Source organism: Alteribacter salitolerans (assembly GCF_016901055.1).
GTDB lineage: Bacteria > Bacillota > Bacilli > Bacillales > Salisediminibacteriaceae > Alteribacter > Alteribacter keqinensis.
Window position 1 is genome coordinate 118,375 of the sequence record NZ_JAFEUX010000010.1, and the last position, 18,891, is coordinate 137,265.

An 18,891-nucleotide genomic window follows, 5' to 3' on the forward strand; every position below is an offset into this window, starting at 1 on the left:
TCACGATATACGGCACGAGAGAGCGTGAGAGGACGCGAGACGCTGATTGGAAGTGGGCAAAAAAAAGACAGCGGTTCTAAAACCACTGTCATATCAGCCTTTTATAACTGTTGTTTCTTTTGAAGCATACGTGCATATTCTTCATCTAAACGTTTTTTCTCATCTTCATCCACAGCTTCAACGAGTTTTCCGAGCAATTCTGCAAGCTTCAATTCAATAGCAAGCTCCGTCATCGCCTCTTCCTCTTCGGCTCCGGTATGAAGGGGGTTTTTGAGGGTTTCCGGCTCCTGGACAATGCCCCGTTTGCCTGCTATTTCGATGACCCGGTCAGCTAAATAGCGGATAAGGTAGCGATCGTGAGTAACAAAGAGTATAGTACCGGGATATTCACTAAGGACTTCCTGCAGCGCTTCCTTTGTGGGGAGGTCGAGGAAGTTTGTAGGTTCATCGAGAAGAAGTACGTTCACATCACTGAGAAATACTTTTGCAAGTGCTGTTTTCACACGCTCTCCACCGCTGAGTTTTGAGACTTCCTTGTGAACCTCTTCCCGTTTAAATAAAAGCCTGGCCAAAATCGTTCTGACAAACTCTTCTGTATACCTGGTCGTTTCCATTACATTCTCAAGAATCGATTTTTCTTCATCGAGATTCTCCAGCTGCTGGTAGAAAAAACCGATCTTAGCCGGCTTTGCAACACGTACACCGCTCTCCCTGTTTTTAATCATGTTCAGGAGCGTGGATTTGCCTGCTCCGTTACAACCGGTGATTGCAACTTTCTCTCCCGGTTTAACAGCTGCCCGAAGCTTTTCAATCAGAAGACGGCTGGCGGCTTTTACAGTAACATCTTCGAAAGCTACAGCTGTTCTGCTGTGAAGGGGTGTGAACCTCTCCATATTAAACGTCACTTCGGATTCTGTCCTCGGTTTGTCTTTCTTCTCCAGCTGGTCAATTCTTGACTGTATCGCTTTTGTCCCTTTGTCCAGTTTTGCTTTCTTTTTTCCTACACTTCGTTTATGAAGCCGGGCTTCCGAGTTCCCCATTCTCCTCGGGGCTTTTCTCAGTGCAGTTGACCGCTGTGATTTTTCAAGCTTTGCTTCTGTGAGCCTGGCCTTTTCTTTTGTATACTGCTCATACTCAAACCAGTCCCGCTCTTTTTTTAACTGCTTTTGCTCTGTGTAACTGGAATAATTCCCTTCATATATGAGAAGCTCGCCATTTTCCACTTCCCATATGGATGTGCAGACACGGTCCAGCAGTTCCCGGTCATGAGAGATGAGCACTGCCGCTCCCTCTCTTTTTAAAATTCCTTTCTCGAACTGTTCAACCCCCTCAATATCGAGATGACTTGTCGGTTCGTCTGCTAAAATCAACTGAGCATCAGTGGAAAGGACAGCAGCAATTTTCTTTCTTGTTTCCTCACCGCCGCTCCTGCGGTCTCCATCTGGAACAGCCCATTTGCTGCGTTCTTTTTTTGTAACCGGCGTCTGTCCTGCTTCGAGCTGTGGCAGGTATGCACAGTCAGAGAGAGTATGCACTTCCCCTTTGTCGGCTTGGAGTACTCCGGCGAGTATTTTTAAGAGTGTTGATTTTCCTTCCCCGTTCCGCCCTACGATTCCGATTTTTTCTCCATTGTAAATATTGAGCTTTTCCGTTTTTATAATTATTCTGTCCCCGTAACTTTTCTCAAGTGGTTCAGTTTTCAGTAAAAGCATAAAAAATCCTCCCTGGTAGGCCTGAGAGGATTGTGTGCATTCATTTTGGGCAGACCTCCCCCTGAAACGGGCGGTCTTGTTCGTTATGAAGGCTCCCTTAAAAATGTACACACTAATCCTATCCAGACAAAATGATTTCTTGTTAAATGAAATTCTTGTCTTTGAAAATAGGATTACTGCTTCATCGTATAAGGTACCTTCCTTTCCATTAATTAATACCATCATATGTGAATGAAAGCGTTTTTGTCAATTTCGAAAAGGAGAGGGGGAACGCTGAATTGATGCAGGTTGCTGCTATTTACGGTTACAACTCTTTTCTGCGTTTTGCCCCCTCGCTCCGCCCCAGCCTGCAGCCATGAACGGTTTCCTTTGGTGCTGAACTGCTTTTTTATACTTACATTCGCTTATTTAACGTTTAGCTCACGCTATTTTACGGTTACGGTGACCGTTTTTGCACTTCGCCGCCGTCATTCTACGTTTAGAACAATTCCCCCTACCTCTTCACTTCCTCCACATACAATCCGTCATCTGCGGATTCCACGCTTACTCCCGCCGGAACTCTCAAATAGATATAAGTGCTTCCGTGATAGCTGGATGAAGAACGATGGCCAAAGGGGTCATCACTGTCATTATCCTCCGTAAATTGAGAGATAGTGAACTCTTTACCCAGGTTTGCAAAGCTGATATTTGTCTCTTCCAGATGAATCTGCAATTCATCCTCGTGAACTACCAGGTGTGGCGCGTTAACCTGATCTGTGTAGTCAAAGCCGTCCACATAGGACTTCCCCATATAAAGGTAGGCCTCCATTTCCCCGTCCAGTTCATCTGTCGGTTCCACAAAAAGCGTTCCCTGAAAGTAGTCTCTGTACATGGCATTAACAACAAGTTCATCTTTGAAATAGTCGAAGGAGAATCTGGAGACAAGGTTACCCTCTGCCTCTTCATAATTGCCGCTATTCAGTAATGTGCGAAGTTCCTCCTCTGCTTCAAAAGCCGCCTCATATTCCAGAGCCACCGTCTGATTAAACTGCTCAACCGGGATCAGGTAAAAAGCAGCTGCACAGATAAGAAGTGCACAAATGTAAAGGGTAAAAAACCAGTTCCGGCTTCTGCCTTTAACCATGGCAACTCCCATCCTTCTTTGTTTTTTTATAACAAAATAAATGCCGCCGAACAAAAGAATGAATACAACCAGTTGTAAAACCATAGCCAGCATCATGATAAGCGCACCTCCATTTTATTCGTAAGCCACGACGTCAGGGAGTATAGAGCAGTCGAGACAATGATGGCTTTTAACATGAACAGGAGAAAAGACGATTCACCGGAAAAAAAGGTAAGGATTTGAGCAAGAACTCCTCCTTCACTTCCCCCTCCCGTAAAAGCAAAGCCGAAAAAGATGACCGGCACCAAAAATGTAAATACTCTGTTTATCTGGCTTAGATTACCGAGAAGGTAGCCGAGTGACCCCAACAGGAAGATATACAAGACAGCCGCAGCTGTCCCCATCAGGACTTCCAATGGATTTTGCAGCATCGATTCCGCCCCCATATATTCCACACCGTGGATAAAAAAGGCGGAAATTCTTATTGCATAGCCGCTGAGGCTCGCCGTAATTCCTGCAATAACGCTTGCTGTCAATAAGAAAAGAACGTTGGCCGCATTTCCGCTCAACCGGTTCGTCACGAAGGCAAAGTCATCGTTTTTGTAAGCCTTGGTTGTAATTAAAATCGCAGTAATAAAGCACCAGATCATCGAAAAAATGATCACCACCGACGAGGTATAGTGTGTAACGGAAACATAAACCATTTCACTTCCCGACCCCATCTGTGATGTACCGTTCATAGAAAAAAGAATGGCAAGAAGCTGGAGAATGACCAGAGTCGAAAAAGCATTCTTGTAGGCTTTCACTTTAAACCAGTACTGTTTTTTTACAACACTCCAGAAGCTAACTGCGGTTAAAGACATCATCAATTCCCCCTGTTCTTTTTTCAGTCAGATACATGCTCATATCAGTAGCCGATACAGGAGAAACTGTAAGCCCCGCTTTTTCATATCCGGACCTTAAATCTTCTCGCTTTATGACGGCATAGCTTTTATTTACCGGAATGTCCCGTTTATGAAAAACATCGATTCCTTCTATCCATTCTTCCACCTGCTCATCCGGCCCCTGTATTCCAACACCGTACTCTTTCAAATCAGAAACAGACAGGTACAGGTGACCGGTCCCGTCTTTGATTAAAAAGACGTCTTCAATTAACTCTTCAATTTCATTCAAATGATGGCTTGAAAGCAGAATCGTCCGAGGGTGAGCAAGATAGTCTTTCAAGAGCGCTCTGTAAAAGTCACTGCGGACAGCCGCGTCCATCCCGGTCGTCGGCTCATCAAAGATCGTCAGTGGGCACCTTGAAGACAGACCGAGAATCATATTAAAAGTGCTCCGCATTCCTTTTGAAAGCCGGTCGTGCCGCTGTGACCGCTGAAAGGAGAAGTACTCAAACAACCGTTCAGCCAGTTCTTTATCCCAGTTCGGATAAAACGAAGCTGCTGACTCCAAAATCTCGTAAACCGTCAGGGAGTTTGGAAGATTCATAGTGTCATTAATAAAAATCGTGTTGGCAGAAGCATTCAGACTATTAAATGGATTTTCCCCAAAAACCATGACCTCCCCGGAAGTAGGCTTTTGAAACCCGGCCACAATTTGAAGGAATGTTGTTTTCCCGGCGCCGTTCCTTCCAATGATCCCTGTGATTTTATTCTCTTCGATGGAGACTGACAGGTCATTAACTGCCTTTTTCTCTCTATATGTTTTTGTCAGGTGACTGCATGTAACTGCGTTCATGACTTTTCCCCTTTCGTTTCCGACATACTTGTTTTAATCATGGTTATAAGTTCCGATTCGCTTACGTTTAAATGATTGGCCTCTGCAACAACATCTTCGACCAGTTTCGTTAACGTGTTCGTCTTCCTTTTGTTCAAAATAATTCCTTTCGCCTCCGCTGCTACAAACATACCGAGCCCTCGCTTTTTATAAAGAATGTCTTCTTCAACAAGCTTTGTTAATCCCTTGGCTGCTGTGGCCGGATTAATGTTCATCATTTCTGCCAGCTGATATTGCGAATACACTTTTTCATCTTCTGTAAAGTTCCCATTCAAAATTTCTGTTTCAATCCACTCTGATATTTGAACATAAATAGGTTTGGCGCCATCTGGATTAATAATCAAAAGGAGGCACCTCCTCTCAAGGTTAGTGCATTAGTGTTGTAATGTAGTATATGTTATTGTAGTAATTTTTGCAATATGCTGGGAATATTTATTTTCTGATGGTGCTGATGGTCAGGGATGGAGGGGCAGGCTCGCTCTCTTTTTCTGACATTTATGTTAAGGATTCCGATCCGATTATTAAAAATTCACACTTTTTTTGTTAAGAATTCCTCCCTCTTTGTTAAGAATTGGAGATCTAAGCCTAAATAAATGGAAACTCTTCTTTAGTACCATCTCTTGAGCAGGACCACACGCCCTCACGCCGCACAAAAAAAGACCAGCCTGCAGACTGGTCTTTTCTTAACTTAATTTTTTGTATCTTTCACAAGGGACAAGATTGTTATCGGTCATCAAAAACGGATGACACCGCTGGAGGCGGTCTTCTATTTTCTCGCATATGCGGTCGGCACTGTAGGCACAGACAGAAATTAATTTATTCTCACTGACCATCTCATCAGCAATTTCTTCAAATTTAGCAACCTCATCCTGCAACTCACTGTCTTCCCCCCACTCCACATGAGCCCACGTACGAATACCTGGGATTTCACCTTCATAGGGCTCAATCAGCCTGGAGAAATAATTCTGAACTTTATGGATATGAAAATTACCGTTAAATAGATAAAACTGAAAGTTATTCATATAGTGAATCTTCTTTTGCTGTTTTTCAGTCAACACTTCATTTAACTTAGACTGGAGCGCGGGCATGATCCTTTCGCTTTCAATCACAGCGACATCATCACCCGCATTGACTCCTTCCAAGATAAACGTGACAGCGTTGTTCAAGTATGCTTCACTGTCGTTAAACTTGTAAAAGATGTGACCTCCGTCTCCCTCTCTCATCCTTTTCACTGAAGCGGAAATGAATTTATGCATATATGAAAAACTCCTCGTAATACAAAATGAGCGAAACATCCGTTCCCATCCAGTGTAACAGTTCTGGAAGGAAACATAAACACACCTCCTGTGTAAAAATGTATGTATCGCATCCCGTGAATATTTGTACTACACTATCATTAAGACATTTATGGAGGAACGTATATGACACCCAAAGACAACGCAGCAGGATTTTTACCCAGACTAGGCGCACTTCTGGCGGACAGCTTTCTTATCCTCCTTCCCGCCACCCTGATCGTATCCCTCGTCATGGGGGAAAACTGGTTTACCTTTATTGAACGGTCCGGGTGGGATTACGCATACGTCGTTTACCTGACCGTGACCCCTCTCCTCTGGAAAGGGTACGTTGTCGGAAAGCGGCTGTTCCGAATCCGGATCGCACGTATAGACGGGAAACCTCTCACCATTTGGACCATGCTCATGCGGCAGGTTATCGGCTACTTTCTCCTCGCCATGTTCACCTTTGGACTCACCACCTTTATCAGCCTCATCCTGGTGATCGTGAGAAAGGACCACCGCAGCCTCCATGACCTGATCGCCGGTACCTACGTGGAAAAAGTACCGGCAAAAACAAAAGCGTAAGCGCCTTGATTACGAGCGTAAAGTATTTTTCAGGCTATCAAATTCAAGCCGCTTTTTGGCTTCAGCTGATGGAATAAAATGACCTCGAGCTCGCAGGCGCTGTACCTGGACGTGGAAAAGTTTTACGAAAAAGTTATACTTAAAACTAAGAATTTATAAACTGCTAAAAGACGGAACCCATCTTACAATGACGGTTCCGTCTTTTTTTTTGTTATTGATATTCGTTAATCTCTTTAACCAGAATATCAAGCGCACTGCTTTCTTTCGATGACTTCATCATCTCAACGTAGTCGTTACGTCTTTTCTTAAGTGTATCGAGCGCTTTTTTTAAGGACACCTCTGTAAGGTCCTCTTCTTCAAGCTTCAAGGCAAAGCCTTTTTCCTCAAAGGACCGGGCATTGAGAATCTGGTCACCCCGGCTCTGCTTTTTTGTCAGAGGGATGATGATCATCGGGATGTGAAGAGCAAGAAACTCGAATATGGCGTTTGATCCCCCACGGGTGATCACCATATCTGTAGCAGCCAGAATGTCAGCGAGCTCTTCATTCACATATTCAAACTGCTTATATCCATTCACTCCTGTCAGGTTCTCATCGAGGTTCCCTTTTCCGCACAGGTGAACAATCTGATATTCCTTTGTAAGCTCGTTTAAGGATCCTCTGACCGAATCATTAATTTTCTTCGCCCCGAGACTGCCTCCCATAATCGTGAGAACAGGAAGCTTGCGCGTGAAGTCAAGCATCGCTCTTCCTTTTTCAGCAGAACCTGAAAGGATCTCCTTCCTGATTGGCGATCCGATAACGGTTGTTTTCGCTGAAGGAAAGTAGTTTCTTGTTTCTTCAAAAGAAGTAAAGATCCGCGTTGAAAAACGCTGGGATATTTTATTCGCAAGCCCCGGTGTCATGTCACTCTCGTGGATAAAAATCGGAATCCCCAGAGATCGTGCAGCAATAATGACCGGAACAGAGACGAATCCCCCTTTTGAGAACACGAGAGAAGGTTTGAGTTTTTTTAGAACAGAGCGCGCTTCCTGGCACCCCTTTATGACACGAAACATATCAATAATGTTTTCTTTATCGATGTAACGGCGCAGCTTCCCGCTTCGAATGCTGTAGTAAGGAATGTTCCTCTTTTCAATAAGCTCTTTTTCAATTCCTTTTTTCGAACCGATGTATTTGATGTCCCACTTTGACTGGTCAAGTTCATTAATAATGGCAATGTTCGGTGTCACGTGACCGGCTGAACCGCCACCTGTAAATACAATCGTTTTTTTCGTCATAAATCCTCCTGATTAACTGCTATTTGTTTCTCCATTATAGCGGATTGGACACAGGTTTTGGAATGATGACTTTAGATTGTTTTTGAAGTTGTTTTATTCTCGTATCTCAATACAGTATGTGATATATGTACGATCACCCTGCTCATCTTGTCCAGACAATCTCTTTCAATCTTTAATAGAATACTAGAGGTTGACTAACAGGAGGTAAACATCATGCTGATAAACAACATCATCGCTACAGGGTTTAAACATATGGACAAACCGTACCTGTTCAACGCCCGGCCATTTCAGACTGAGACGTTTGACTGCAGCTCTTTTATTCAATACATCTTTTTTGTACACGGTATCAGCCTGCCCAGGTGTTCAAGACAGCAGTATCTTTTCGGAACCCGTGTAAGACAAGATGACATCAGGCGAGGCGACCTGTTATTTTTCACGACGAAAAAGCGAAAACGCCTTACCGGCCTGCAAAAAATCGGACACGTGGCCATTTATCTGGGAAATGGCAAAATGCTTCATACATTCCGTCCTGTCCGTCGCGTCTCTGTTTCAAAGCTTGATTCGAAGTGGGAGAAAAAATACCAGGGAGCCCGGCGGATCATAGACTAGCAGAGGCCCTCGTTGATCGTTGAAGTTTGTTAATCACCTTTGTATAGTTGTTCATCGAGTTCCACGGTTTGTTCATCAATTTGCCCGATTTGTTAAGCGAGTTCTCCCATTTGTTCATCGATTTGTTCATCATCAGCCATGAAACCCTCCCCCTCCCTCACCCGTATACACTACCACCGACTAATGAACGGAGATGATCTCTATGACGACTATGCATTTTTCCGACAACTTTTTCTCTGCAGGAAGAACGACCATCTACAACGGAGATAAAAAAGAAATCGGCTCCCTCGATTTAAAAAGTGCGTTTAATTCCAACGTGGATATCCTTAACAAGGACGATGAACTTCTCGTGAAAGGAGCATTCCCCTTCTTCTCCAACAGATGGATCATCACGGATTACTAAGGGAAGCAGCTGGGTATACTCAGGCAGAACATTACGTTTTTTTCAAAAAAATACGAGTACGTAACCGACAGCCGCGGCACATATACAATTAATGGTGAAGCATTCAGCAAGGAGTATGTAATCATTGACGCCAACGAAAATGCTGCCGGGGAATTCCAGAAGGTGAGCGGCTTTTTCGAATCCTCATCCTACGAACTTAAGAACCTTTCAGAGAACATCAGCGATGAAGAAATGATCGCTGTCGTCATGGGCGTAAATATGCTTAACAACCGCAAGAAACGAAACAACCATGCACCAAGATGATCCCGGTGCACTGTCACCATCCGAACTTTGTCGAAACCATAGTTCTCTATTCAAAGTTAATATAAACAGGGCGACTCCTCCATTTCCATGAAGGAGTCACCCTGTTAGTTTTGAACTGAAACTACTCCTGATTTATGACGCTGCTTCCTCTTTTTTCTCCTCTTCTGTTTCCACACCAAGGGATTCTTCAACTTTTTCACCGTGACGTCCGATTAATAGAATATAGAGGGCGATTCCGACCCCGATACCCCACACCGGTCCGTATGTAGCCGTGAGCATACCGATCGCAAGGACTACTCCTCTTGAGATGTTGCTCTTTACGAGTGACATCGCCACGTAGGCACAGGCAAATCCCGTTAACAATAGAGATACGCTGAGGGCGACCGGGAAGATTGGCATGATGATCGCAATGACCGGCAGCAACAGACCGAGGGGGATAGCCATGATGTAAAAGTTCATCGGACCATCATAAATGGATTCCATAACGTTACGGCCTTTTTTATACCGCTCAATGAGGAATACCTGAACCCCTGTCCAGATCGGGCCGTGAATCCACAGCAAAGGACCGGCTGTCATCAGCTGGGCTGCGTTTCTGGCAGCCAGAACAAAGTGACTTCGTGTCGGGTTGATGTCAATCTTCTCATCCTGTCTCGCTTTATCTGCACCTTTTAAGAGAGTATGAGCAATCACCAGGTCACCAAAAGCAAGAACATAAACGACCAGGGCGATGGGAAATACTGCGAGGAACACTTCCCATGAAGGTATGCCGACAGCCCAGATCGAGAGTGTGCTCATTGTTTCAGCAATGGGCGGAACGAAGAATCCCCACTCCATTTGAAACGTCATTTCTCCTGTGAAAAAACCGACGCCCCCCGCTACTAAAAGGGATAGGAGAAGGGCATTTGATCCCATCATAATCTTTGACCTTGTATCAGGAAGCTTTGAAAATGGAATCGAAAATAAAAGCACCAGGACGATAACCCAGGATGTGATGAGAGAATACGGCATACTCGGCAGGCGGTTAATTTCCGACTGGAACGCGGCAATAGCAGCACCCATAATAATACCTGCCTTTAAGGCGACTGGTACCATGTTGTTAAAACGCTCCCCGAGCTTTGTTAAACCAAAGAATAAAAACAGGGCGATCACCACAAGGAAAAGGGCAATCATTCCTTGTACCGCATCAATTCCCGGAGCGAGTGTATTCATGTAAACGAGGGTTAACGGTAACGCCGGCGTTATCGCCCCGGCAGCGTAAATGTCCCCGAACAGAACCGTTTGGGCCAGTACCCAGAAGAGCATGACGAGACTGACTGTCCAGGCAACTTCAAACGACACTTCAAAATACGTCATCATTAAAGGCGTGATTGAACCACAGGTGGCTAAAAGAAGCAGACCCCCTTGAATGTGCTGACTGGGTGTTAACTTCAGGTGCACACCCGGGAGCCGCATTGTAAACGGCCCCCACTTAATCCCCGGCTGTATCTCCCCATACTTCCTTTCAATTTTCATTCTTTATCCTCCCCGAAATAGTCGTTAGAACTTTCTGATAAATTAAGGCAGATTATTTTGCTGCAAGTGCGGTTTTTGCTCTATGATCAACAACCCGTTTCGCTTTTCCTTCAGACCTCGGAATGGAATGAGGCGGCTTTAAGTACACATCCATCGAAACGAGTGCCTGTGTTTTCAGTGTGTGTTTGATTTTATTCACAAGCTCCGGACCTTCTCCCTGGTTCAAGTCCCCATCAGGCAGTTTGTCAAAAAACGGTTCGCACACTTCCACGTGAAGTTCCGCATGGTCCATGGAACCTTTTTTCTTAAGGTGGATCTGATAGTGGCAGACGAGCTCGTCCATTTGCAGTATGTTTCGCTCCACTTCAGAAGGAAACACGTTCACCCCGCGGATAATAAACATATCATCGATTCTCCCTTTAACCCGGCTCATTCTTGTTGAGGTTCTGCCGCATGCACATGTCTCACGGGTAATGGAAGCAATATCCCCGGTACGGTAACGAATAACCGGCAGCGCTTCTTTTGTGAGACTCGTAAAGACCAGCTCACCGTCCTCCCCCTCCGGTACAGGCTCCAGCGTATTCGGGTCAATGACTTCTGCAATAAAGTGATCGTCTGCAATATGAAGTCCATCCTGGCAGTCCACACATTCCATGGCAATCCCCGGACCCATCACTTCACTGAGACCGTAGATGTCCATCGCTTTCAGGTCAAACATGTCTTCGATAGTATTTCTCATTTCTTCCGACCATGGCTCAGCACCGAGGATGGCAAACTTCAAGCTTGTTTTCTTCGGCTCGAGGCCTTTGGCAATCATCGTTTCTCCAATGTTCAGGAGATACGAAGGTGTGGAACAGATAACCCTCGGTTTAAAATCTTCGATCAGGGTTATCTGCCGTTCAGTATTCCCTCCGGATACAGGGACAGTGGCGCATCCAAGCCGTTCGGAGCCATGATGAAGGCCGAGCCCTCCGGTAAAAAGACCGTATCCATAGGCATTATGAAGAAGATCTCCTTTTCTTCCGCCGGCAAGATAAATCGACCTGGCCACAATGTCCGACCAATGATTGATGTCATTCTTCGTATACGCTACAACAGTCGGCTTCCCACTCGTTCCTGAAGATCCGTGTATACGGACTACCTCATCCATAGGTACAGCTACAAGGCCAAATGGATAGTGATCACGAAGATCTGTCTTTTTTGTAAAAGGAAGCTTTTTGAGGTCATCAAGGCTGGTGAGGTCCTCCGGTTTCACACCTGCTTTCTGGAACTTCTCTTTGTAAAACGGGACGTTTTCACAGACTTTGTCTACAGTGGTTTTGAGACGGGCAAACTGAATGGATTCCATTTCTTCTTTTCCCAGTGTTTCTTCCCGAACATAAAATGACATGCACTCTTTCCTCCCTGTTATAAAAAAATAACGCCAAGTAACTTTCTCGTTATATTAAAAGTAACGGTATATGAAAGCGCTGTCAATACGAACAAAGGATTATTATTGTTATTTTCTAAATTAACTGATAAATTTAGATGTTATTTACAGGTGGCGTATTTTTTACGTCACATTAATTCCAGGTTATATGATAGGGAATGGATTGAGGGGGATGAAGCATTGCTGATGAATCGGGAGATAACTGGAGGATCCAATTTAATAAAAGAAGATATCCAATTGCCAACATTCAGGGAGGAATTCTTAATAATAAAGGTGCAATCCTTAACATTGGGAGCCGAATAACAAACTTCCAAAAACGAAGCAACTGCAGGCTTTTCCACAAAAAAACCGGCCGTCTCCGGCCGGTTTTCCTGACTTAATCTTTCCACTTTCCAACTTCTTCCTGAACCTTGCCTTTTGCCTTGTCCTTCTTGCCCTCGCGCTGAAGATCCTTATTGTTCGTGATGTTTCCTGTCTGGTCCTTCACTTCACCTTTCGTCTTGTTTACGTTCCCTTTTACTTTATCAGATGTACTGTCGTTATTGGCCATGTTCGATTCCTCCTTTATGTGTTAGGTGTCTATTACCGGTCAAGGAGGACGTAAAACGTTCCATTCGACTCATTTTTTCTTAAACCGGTCTTTTCTCTCATCTTCTTCCTCAGGGCCAGGCTTGATTTTTAAAAACTTGCTGTCCCGGAATTATTCATAAAACTCAAGACTGGAGTGTCGCTCATTCGTTCCAATCAACACCTTCTATAAATCTCCTATTCTTTCCCTATTGAATACCCTTCAAAAAGTCTCCCGCCGAATGGCTCGAGCACATCCTCTACTAAAGAGATGACCTCCCCTTTTTCACCTGTCCGGTAGTAGGTATCAAACGCGTTTATAAAACGCTTAGCCATTGATTCATCGTATTCGTTTAATGAACGGACAATCCATTTGGATGCCCCGATCCACTGCCCGTTTGTGCGCAGCAGAAATTCGTGGACAGCTTCTCCCAAACTTCCTGCAATAAAGATTCCCTCTCCACGATCGTCAGACCCGGTAAAATCATCGAGCAGGTCTGTTAAGAAATACTGCTTCATCCTTAGCATTGGCTCGTCCCATTCTGCAGGGCCGGCATTGAGGCTCTCTTCCGCTTCTTTTTTTATCCCTGTAATCAATCCACTGTCTGCGAGAACTTTTCCTTCTTTGAACATTCGCTGCAGACAAGGCCGGCCTCTGTCTGCATCACTCTTAAAGAAGTCGCGGTACGAATTGAGGTTATAGACAAAAACTTCAACAGGCCAGCCATTGTATGTAAGTGATTTTCTAAAGGCATATGCGACCTTTCCGCTAAAGACGACGATGTCCAGATCGGAAGTTGAAGTGGTTTGCCCTCTCACTGTACTGCCGGCCAAAAGCGCTCCCTCACATTCAGGATAATTCTCTTTGATGAATGACTGCGCCGTCTTAAACGGGTCTCTTCTTTTCATTCCTTTTCACCAACAAAATAATGATTTTTCCGGTAGGCGGTTGCTTCCATTGCGGCAATTAACTCATCATCGCTTAAAATGTCTATTTTGTACCACGCTGTGCGATAATTTTTCTTGATCTCTTTAGCCGAAGCCTTCAGTCGTGCACCGTTTTTTCCCGCTGCCATATAGCTGATGGTATTGGTTAATGCGACAGCCGTCCTGCCGTGTGAATTGCAGGCAGCAGCGAACACAAAATCAGCAATGGCAAAGGTGACCGCTCCGTGAAGCGTACCGTGGGCATTGAGCATATGTTCTTTAACCAGAAGTTCAGCAGCTGCCTCTCCTTCACCAATATCAGTAAGCTCGATTCCCAAATGCTCCGCATAGGTATCTTTTTTCAAAGCACGGACGATATCCTCTTTAAACTGGTGGTGACGTTCACGGTCCGTTAATTCACTCATATGAATCCCTCCGCTATTATTATCTGAATAATGAAACAACAGTACTTGTATTTTACCATTATAAAGATATGTTTCTATACTCTAAATACTTATGTGTTAAAATATTCATAGAATTCTCAAAGATTAATTGGAGGTTATCTTAATGAAAGAAAAACTCATTGTATTAAACAAAGACGAAGACACCCTTTCCGTGGTGGACCTGGAAACATCTCAAGTAGAGAAAACGGTAGAAACAAGCTACAATCCCCACGAAGTTGTGATTACGCCCGACGGGAAAAAAACATATGTGGCCTGTTCCCTGGGTAACAAGGTTGATGTCATGGATAATGAAACGTTTGAGATTGTTCTTTAATTTTCCACACGGGGTGGGACTGACTCCTGATGGCAAAAAGCTTTACCTCGCTTCTACATACAGTGAAAAAGTCTTTATCATTAATACAGGCACTGATGAAATCGAAAACGTGATCCCTACTTTCCAGAAACTTTCTCATATGATTTCGTTTTCTCCTGACGATAAGACCGTCTACGTGCCAAACATTGGAAGTCAGAACATTACTCTGATCGATACAGAAACAGAAAAAGTAACGAATCACATCCCTGTAGGCCAGGGTCCGGAAGGTGTAGCAGTTCATCCGGACGGCGAGCATCTTTATGGGGCAAACCAGGAAGAGAATACGTTGTATGTGATCGATACATCGACATTCAACGTTTTACACAGGCGGCGTGTGGGCCAGGTCCCTGTCCGCCTCGTCTTTTCACCTGATGGGAAATACGCATTTATTGCCAACCGGGAATCCAATGACATATCTATTATTCAAACGGCTCAGCAAATTAACGGACAGGTTCGTCCATGGGAAATTAAACGCCTTCCGGTCGGGGTCTGGGCTGGGGGCATTGTGTTTAACGAAAGCGGGTCCCGAGCTTTTGTTGCAAACAATAAAACCAATGATATTTCCGCCATTAACGTTGATACGTTAAAAGAGGAAAGTCGTATTGACGTTGGAATTCACCCGGACGGGATTGCTTAGGCGAGTGATCCCCGATCGGATGAAACCGGATAATATGTTGCTGCTGGAACACCTCGCACGATATTACTTTGCCTTTCCGTATGCCTCAGGCCGTGTTCTCGATATTGCCTGCGGAACCGGCTACGGCACTAAAATGATTGCGAAAGGGAGAAAGAAAAGTATTACCTCTATAACAGGTGTGGACATAAACGTAGATACCATTGAATATGCAAGAAAAACCTACTTTCATCCATTACTCTCATTTACAGCGGGAAATGCTCTCGATCCTTCCCTCCGTGATGAAATCGGCACGTTTGATACGATTATCTCTTTTGAAACAATTGAACATGTACCTAATGACCGGCAATTTTTAAAGAGTCTGATTAACCTGCTGAACCCCGGAGGTACACTTCTCATTTCAACATCCTTCGGTGAGGGACGCGGAATCCCGTGTGGTTCACCTTTCCATTACCATCAACTTACCGAAGATGAGTTTGAAGCATTGTTTACAAATCCGGATCTTCCTTTTTCAACCGTGGATTTCTACTTTCAGCAAGGGGGATGTTTGTCTTATTGAATTCCGCCATAAGTGCTCTTATAGCTGAATAAAACGTTTCAAACCCATGCTTGGTTTGCTGGACCCTAAAAGCTTTCTGAAGTTCACGCCCGCGATAATCAATCGGGCAAGCGTAATGAGTTTTTTTAGCGATATCAACTCCGATAATGAGAGTTGACTCTGTCACTTGATTTATTTTGTGATTTCGATTATGATTCATCAAAAGGTCCTCCTCTTGGTGTATTGGGTTCGCAACCTGCATCACAACGGAGGACCTTTTTTTGTGCAAGAGGCCACTTCACCTACTAACAGGAATGCTGCGTATATATCATCCGCTATGTTCGCGCATTGTTCGTATTCTCGGCTAAAATCTTTTTTATGTCCCAGTCTCTTTTCTTTTCCCCCTGCATTTGTTAACCCCTCCACCGCCTAAATTGAAATAGTTCCATTACCATGAATCAGCTTGTGAATATGATGGGGGGAATCCATTTGAAAAGAGTGATTGAATGAACTACTTTCACCATTACGACAACCTCAATCCGTATCGTTCTGAAAACTTCCTGACTCCTTTCCAACGATCGGTCTATAACCAGCACCGGCAGATGTTCCCCAGACAGCTGTCTGCAGAAGATGCGATTGAAATAGCCATTTCACAAGTTCCGGGCACTGTAGTGGATGTTGACCTGGATACGGAAAACGGTATTCTGGTCTGGGAAATAGAAATTGTGACCCCTCAGGGAATGAAATATGAGGTTGATGTTGATGCAAATACCGGGAATATTCTAAAGGCCGAGCTGGACTAACAAAATCCATTGGCCCCATTTTCTTGATTTTTTTCACCGTGTCCTGAGTCCGGGAATACGTTGAATGTAGCGATATTCAGCAGGTGGAGGAAAAAAGATGGGGCGGAAAAAGTACGGTAAGAAACGGCAGTTCAGCCAGCCCGTTCTTGATGAGAACGGCAAAATAAATCAAAATAGTTTAAGAGAATTACAGACACAGCTGAATCATGCAGAAAAAAAAACCTGCCCTGTCCTTTCCTCAGGGGAAAGCAAAGTCCTGGCAGGTGTATGGATTCAGTTTGCCGGATCGGCATTTGAGGCAATTGGAGTGACTGAAGAACTGCAGGCTCTTCAGGAAGAAGGCGAAACAGATGACAAAGGACTGGCATTGGAGCGGCAGGCTGTTACCGGCGTCTGGCTGCAGACGATAGGAACAGCACTCTCAGCTTTTGGTTTCAGTCTTGAAGTGTCACCTGATGAAAGGCAGCAGATCCAGGGAAGAAAGCTCGGTATCATCGGAGCCTGGTTCGAATCCTTTGGCGCTGCCATGGAAGCTCTTGCAGAGACAAAGTTATTAATGGATGATATCGATGAGCAGATTCCCTTTTAAAAAGAAGCAGTCCGTTGTGACTGCTTTTTTCTTTTGTTTTCTACTGTTAAACTCAGATGTTGACCTACGCTCATTGCGCCCCCTATCCGCGGGCGGTTCGGGAGCCTCCTCAGCGCTGTGCACCTGCGGGGTCTCCCCGGAACTCGCTTTTCCCGCAGGAGTGTCGCGCATTCGCTCCGATCAACACTTCTATAAATCAAAAATAACCATCACACTATTACAATCAATATTGTTTACGAAAAAGCGTTGTTTGTGAGTTCCTCCTGCACTCTGATGTTAATTTTTGCTCTTTGTACGGGCGCTTCCTTGCATATGGAGTACCCCCCTGCTTCTTCCTCTGCCAGTTATGCTTCGTAGTTTCTGCATGCAAGTAACTAAAGCTTATCCCGAATGTCAACGCACATTGCTACAGCAGCTGTGTCCTACATTTGCTGCAATCAACTACAAAAAAAGCACCGCTGACCTTTAACAAAGCCACTTTAAAAAGAAGCAGTCCCATGACAATCAATCATGAGACCGTTTCTTTTTTTTTTAAAATACCTACCGCTCCAGCAAGAATAGAGATAATTCCTACAACCGGAAGATGCAGATTATTATCTTCAATCGTAAATTCCAGTTGAAAGTTGTTGGTGTCGGACTTCCAAATATGATTATCCCCTTCTGCATGAGCATCAGATTTCATTCCCGGATAACTTACAATAATGGAGGATTCTACTACAAGACCCTCTTCTTCTAAAAATACAGCAATATCTTCAGAGAGTATCAGATTTGTTTCTACGCTTTCCACATAATAAAACGGTAGATTTTTCTTACTGCTGCTGTAGCCTGCGACCTCAGTTTCATAGTGTGAAAGAGCAGCTGTCATATCGTTCTCATATAATCCATTATTTAGGCTTACAGTAGTAAAACCTTTTTCTTCTGTTATTCCCACTTCATAACTTGCATAGTTGTCGAACAAATGAGGCAGTTCTTCCATTAATGCAGCTGCATGACCGCCCTCTACAGTAATATGCAGCGTTGATTCGATCGCCCCGCGTTCCTCACCAGCGACTTCCTGCTCCAGATGTGCATAACCGCTCAGAACAACGTGAAGAGAGAGAATCGTTAAAACAAAAACCCTCTTTCCCAACTTTATGTACCTCCTGTATTTTCTGGTAAACTCTTCAATCAGACTATCACATCTTTAAGCGTATCTCCATTTATGAGAAAGAATTCTTGGTTGTCAGCAGCTAACGTTTGTTTTTTTATGGAAAGGAATGTTATGGTACATTTAAATGTACTTAGAATGAAAAGGAGGTGCAGTCTTGCTTTCAGAAGTTGAAGAACAGATTTTTCTGTATGAAATTAAAAAAATGAAAATGGAACTTGAAGAAAGCAATGACTACACGTTAAAAAAACGAATCCTTCAAGACATTTTAGAATTATATACAGTACTTGATAAAGATTAATTATATAGTTTTAGACAAACACCTCCACTCTTCTTAAGGATTAAAAAGAAGCTGGGACAGAGTGTATTAATTTACAAGAATCCGAGCAAATAATGTGGTGCAAATAAACCGCTCCTGAAATATACTTCGCTTTCCGCGGGAAGCTGGTTACCCTCCTCCAGCATACCTTCTTCTTCTTCCTCTGCCAGCTAACCTTTGCAACTGTCTGCGTCGAAGCAACTCGTCGCACTTTCATGAAGTAAACGCTCGTCACTGCGGGGTCTCACCTTTGCTTTTCATCGAAGGTACTGAAAAAGTTCGATCTTTAACTTTTTCCAGTGTATTCTAAGCAATGAGCGTAACGGTTGCATTTTCTAAAAACCTGGTATGAGTGGGTTTCTCGTAACAGGCGCGCAACCTCAAATAAAAGGCACTGAAAAAGTTGTTTTGTACTTTTTCAGTGCCTTCTTTTCATCCCGCAGGAGCATTCCTGTTAGTAGGTGAAGTGGCCTCTTGCACAAAAAAAGGTCCTCCGTTATGATGCAGGTTGCGAACCCAATACACCAAGAGGAGGACCTTTTGATGCATCATAATCGAAATTACAAA

General features: G+C 44.1%; 23 protein-coding genes. 10 read left to right on the forward strand and 13 right to left on the reverse strand.

The window, feature by feature from the left end:
- Positions 1-101: 101 nt before the first annotated feature.
- The 6 genes from abc-f to JSY36_RS17220 form a co-directional block, all read right to left on the reverse strand.
- On the reverse strand, positions 102-1,712 hold the full coding sequence (abc-f, locus tag JSY36_RS17195; RefSeq protein ID WP_205167293.1) for a ribosomal protection-like ABC-F family protein: 1,611 nt from the start codon (positions 1,710-1,712) through the stop codon (positions 102-104).
- 493 nt (positions 1,713-2,205) lie between these two features.
- Positions 2,206-2,931 (reverse strand): hypothetical protein, encoded by a 726-nt coding sequence (locus JSY36_RS17200; RefSeq protein ID WP_205167294.1) that lies wholly within the window; start codon positions 2,929-2,931, stop codon positions 2,206-2,208.
- Positions 2,928-3,680, reverse strand: coding sequence for a hypothetical protein (locus tag JSY36_RS17205; protein ID WP_205167295.1), 753 nt, complete (start codon positions 3,678-3,680; stop codon positions 2,928-2,930). The genes JSY36_RS17200 and JSY36_RS17205 overlap by 4 nt, the downstream gene beginning before the upstream one ends.
- Entirely contained in the window at positions 3,658-4,551 is an 894-nt protein-coding gene (locus JSY36_RS17210; protein ID WP_205167296.1) for an ABC transporter ATP-binding protein, read from the reverse strand. The genes JSY36_RS17205 and JSY36_RS17210 overlap by 23 nt, the downstream gene beginning before the upstream one ends.
- On the reverse strand, positions 4,548-4,934 hold the full coding sequence (locus JSY36_RS17215) for a GntR family transcriptional regulator (protein WP_122896112.1): 387 nt from the start codon (positions 4,932-4,934) through the stop codon (positions 4,548-4,550). Before JSY36_RS17215 ends, JSY36_RS17210 begins: the two co-directional genes overlap by 4 nt.
- 339 nt (positions 4,935-5,273) lie before the next feature.
- Positions 5,274-5,846, reverse strand: coding sequence for an MEDS domain-containing protein (locus JSY36_RS17220; RefSeq protein WP_183163657.1), 573 nt, complete (start codon positions 5,844-5,846; stop codon positions 5,274-5,276).
- Positions 5,847-6,011: 165 nt separating this feature from the next.
- On the opposite strand from JSY36_RS17220, the gene JSY36_RS17225 reads away from it, so the two are divergent.
- Positions 6,012-6,449 carry an RDD family protein gene (locus JSY36_RS17225; RefSeq protein WP_205167297.1) on the forward strand — a complete coding sequence of 146 codons (438 nt, stop codon included), beginning with the start codon at positions 6,012-6,014 and terminating at the stop codon, positions 6,447-6,449.
- A 211-nt stretch (positions 6,450-6,660) separates the two neighbouring features.
- Here the strand turns inward: JSY36_RS17225 and JSY36_RS17230 are convergent, their stop codons facing one another.
- The gene (locus JSY36_RS17230; RefSeq protein WP_205167298.1) at positions 6,661-7,728 is read right to left on the reverse strand and encodes an undecaprenyldiphospho-muramoylpentapeptide beta-N-acetylglucosaminyltransferase; all 1,068 of its coding nucleotides are present in this window, start codon (positions 7,726-7,728) and stop codon (positions 6,661-6,663) included.
- A gap of 213 nt (positions 7,729-7,941) precedes the next feature.
- Between JSY36_RS17230 and JSY36_RS17235 the strand changes: the two genes are divergently transcribed.
- From JSY36_RS17235 to JSY36_RS17245, 3 genes are all read left to right on the forward strand, one after another.
- A complete protein-coding gene (locus JSY36_RS17235; RefSeq protein ID WP_122896108.1) occupies positions 7,942-8,337 on the forward strand; it encodes a C40 family peptidase in 396 nt (131 codons plus the stop codon).
- A gap of 202 nt (positions 8,338-8,539) precedes the next feature.
- On the forward strand, positions 8,540-8,740 hold the full coding sequence (locus JSY36_RS17240) for a hypothetical protein (protein WP_205167299.1): 201 nt from the start codon (positions 8,540-8,542) through the stop codon (positions 8,738-8,740).
- 162 nt (positions 8,741-8,902) lie between these two features.
- Complete coding sequence (locus tag JSY36_RS17245; protein ID WP_205167300.1) at positions 8,903-9,043, forward strand: hypothetical protein; 141 nt, start codon at positions 8,903-8,905, stop codon at positions 9,041-9,043.
- A gap of 132 nt (positions 9,044-9,175) precedes the next feature.
- Here JSY36_RS17245 and JSY36_RS17250 read toward each other — a convergent pair whose 3' ends face one another.
- The 5 genes from JSY36_RS17250 to JSY36_RS17270 form a co-directional block, all read right to left on the reverse strand.
- Positions 9,176-10,555, reverse strand: a complete 1,380-nt coding sequence (locus JSY36_RS17250) for a hypothetical protein (protein ID WP_205167301.1) — start codon at positions 10,553-10,555, stop codon at positions 9,176-9,178.
- A gap of 52 nt (positions 10,556-10,607) precedes the next feature.
- Complete coding sequence (gene paaK, locus JSY36_RS17255; protein ID WP_205167302.1) at positions 10,608-11,945, reverse strand: phenylacetate--CoA ligase PaaK; 1,338 nt, start codon at positions 11,943-11,945, stop codon at positions 10,608-10,610.
- Between the two features lie 415 nt (positions 11,946-12,360).
- Positions 12,361-12,534 (reverse strand): CsbD family protein, encoded by a 174-nt coding sequence (locus JSY36_RS17260; protein WP_205167303.1) that lies wholly within the window; start codon positions 12,532-12,534, stop codon positions 12,361-12,363.
- 215 nt (positions 12,535-12,749) lie between these two features.
- A complete protein-coding gene (locus JSY36_RS17265) occupies positions 12,750-13,460 on the reverse strand; it encodes a nucleotidyltransferase domain-containing protein (RefSeq protein ID WP_205167304.1) in 711 nt (236 codons plus the stop codon).
- Positions 13,457-13,903: a PaaI family thioesterase gene (locus tag JSY36_RS17270; protein WP_122896101.1), complete on the reverse strand. Its 447-nt coding sequence runs from the start codon at positions 13,901-13,903 to the stop codon at positions 13,457-13,459. The genes JSY36_RS17265 and JSY36_RS17270 overlap by 4 nt, the downstream gene beginning before the upstream one ends.
- A gap of 142 nt (positions 13,904-14,045) precedes the next feature.
- On the opposite strand from JSY36_RS17270, the gene JSY36_RS20545 reads away from it, so the two are divergent.
- From JSY36_RS20545 to JSY36_RS17290, 5 genes are all read left to right on the forward strand, one after another.
- Positions 14,046-14,255, forward strand: coding sequence for a YncE family protein (locus JSY36_RS20545; RefSeq protein WP_236785062.1), 210 nt, complete (start codon positions 14,046-14,048; stop codon positions 14,253-14,255).
- Positions 14,230-14,931, forward strand: coding sequence for a YncE family protein (locus JSY36_RS17275; protein ID WP_236785064.1), 702 nt, complete (start codon positions 14,230-14,232; stop codon positions 14,929-14,931). Before JSY36_RS20545 ends, JSY36_RS17275 begins: the two co-directional genes overlap by 26 nt.
- A complete protein-coding gene (locus JSY36_RS17280) occupies positions 14,897-15,487 on the forward strand; it encodes a class I SAM-dependent methyltransferase (RefSeq protein WP_236785066.1) in 591 nt (196 codons plus the stop codon). The genes JSY36_RS17275 and JSY36_RS17280 overlap by 35 nt, the downstream gene beginning before the upstream one ends.
- A gap of 485 nt (positions 15,488-15,972) precedes the next feature.
- On the forward strand, positions 15,973-16,269 hold the full coding sequence (locus JSY36_RS17285; protein ID WP_236785068.1) for a PepSY domain-containing protein: 297 nt from the start codon (positions 15,973-15,975) through the stop codon (positions 16,267-16,269).
- Positions 16,270-16,366: 97 nt separating this feature from the next.
- Positions 16,367-16,858, forward strand: coding sequence for a hypothetical protein (locus JSY36_RS17290; protein ID WP_205167305.1), 492 nt, complete (start codon positions 16,367-16,369; stop codon positions 16,856-16,858).
- 508 nt (positions 16,859-17,366) lie between these two features.
- On the opposite strand, the gene JSY36_RS17295 is transcribed toward JSY36_RS17290, so the two are convergent.
- A complete protein-coding gene (locus JSY36_RS17295; RefSeq protein ID WP_205167306.1) occupies positions 17,367-17,987 on the reverse strand; it encodes a hypothetical protein in 621 nt (206 codons plus the stop codon).
- Positions 17,988-18,162: 175 nt separating this feature from the next.
- Here JSY36_RS17295 and JSY36_RS17300 point away from each other — a divergent pair, with 175 nt between their 5' ends.
- Positions 18,163-18,306, forward strand: a complete 144-nt coding sequence (locus JSY36_RS17300) for a hypothetical protein (RefSeq protein WP_205167307.1) — start codon at positions 18,163-18,165, stop codon at positions 18,304-18,306.
- Positions 18,307-18,891: the final 585 nt, after the last annotated feature.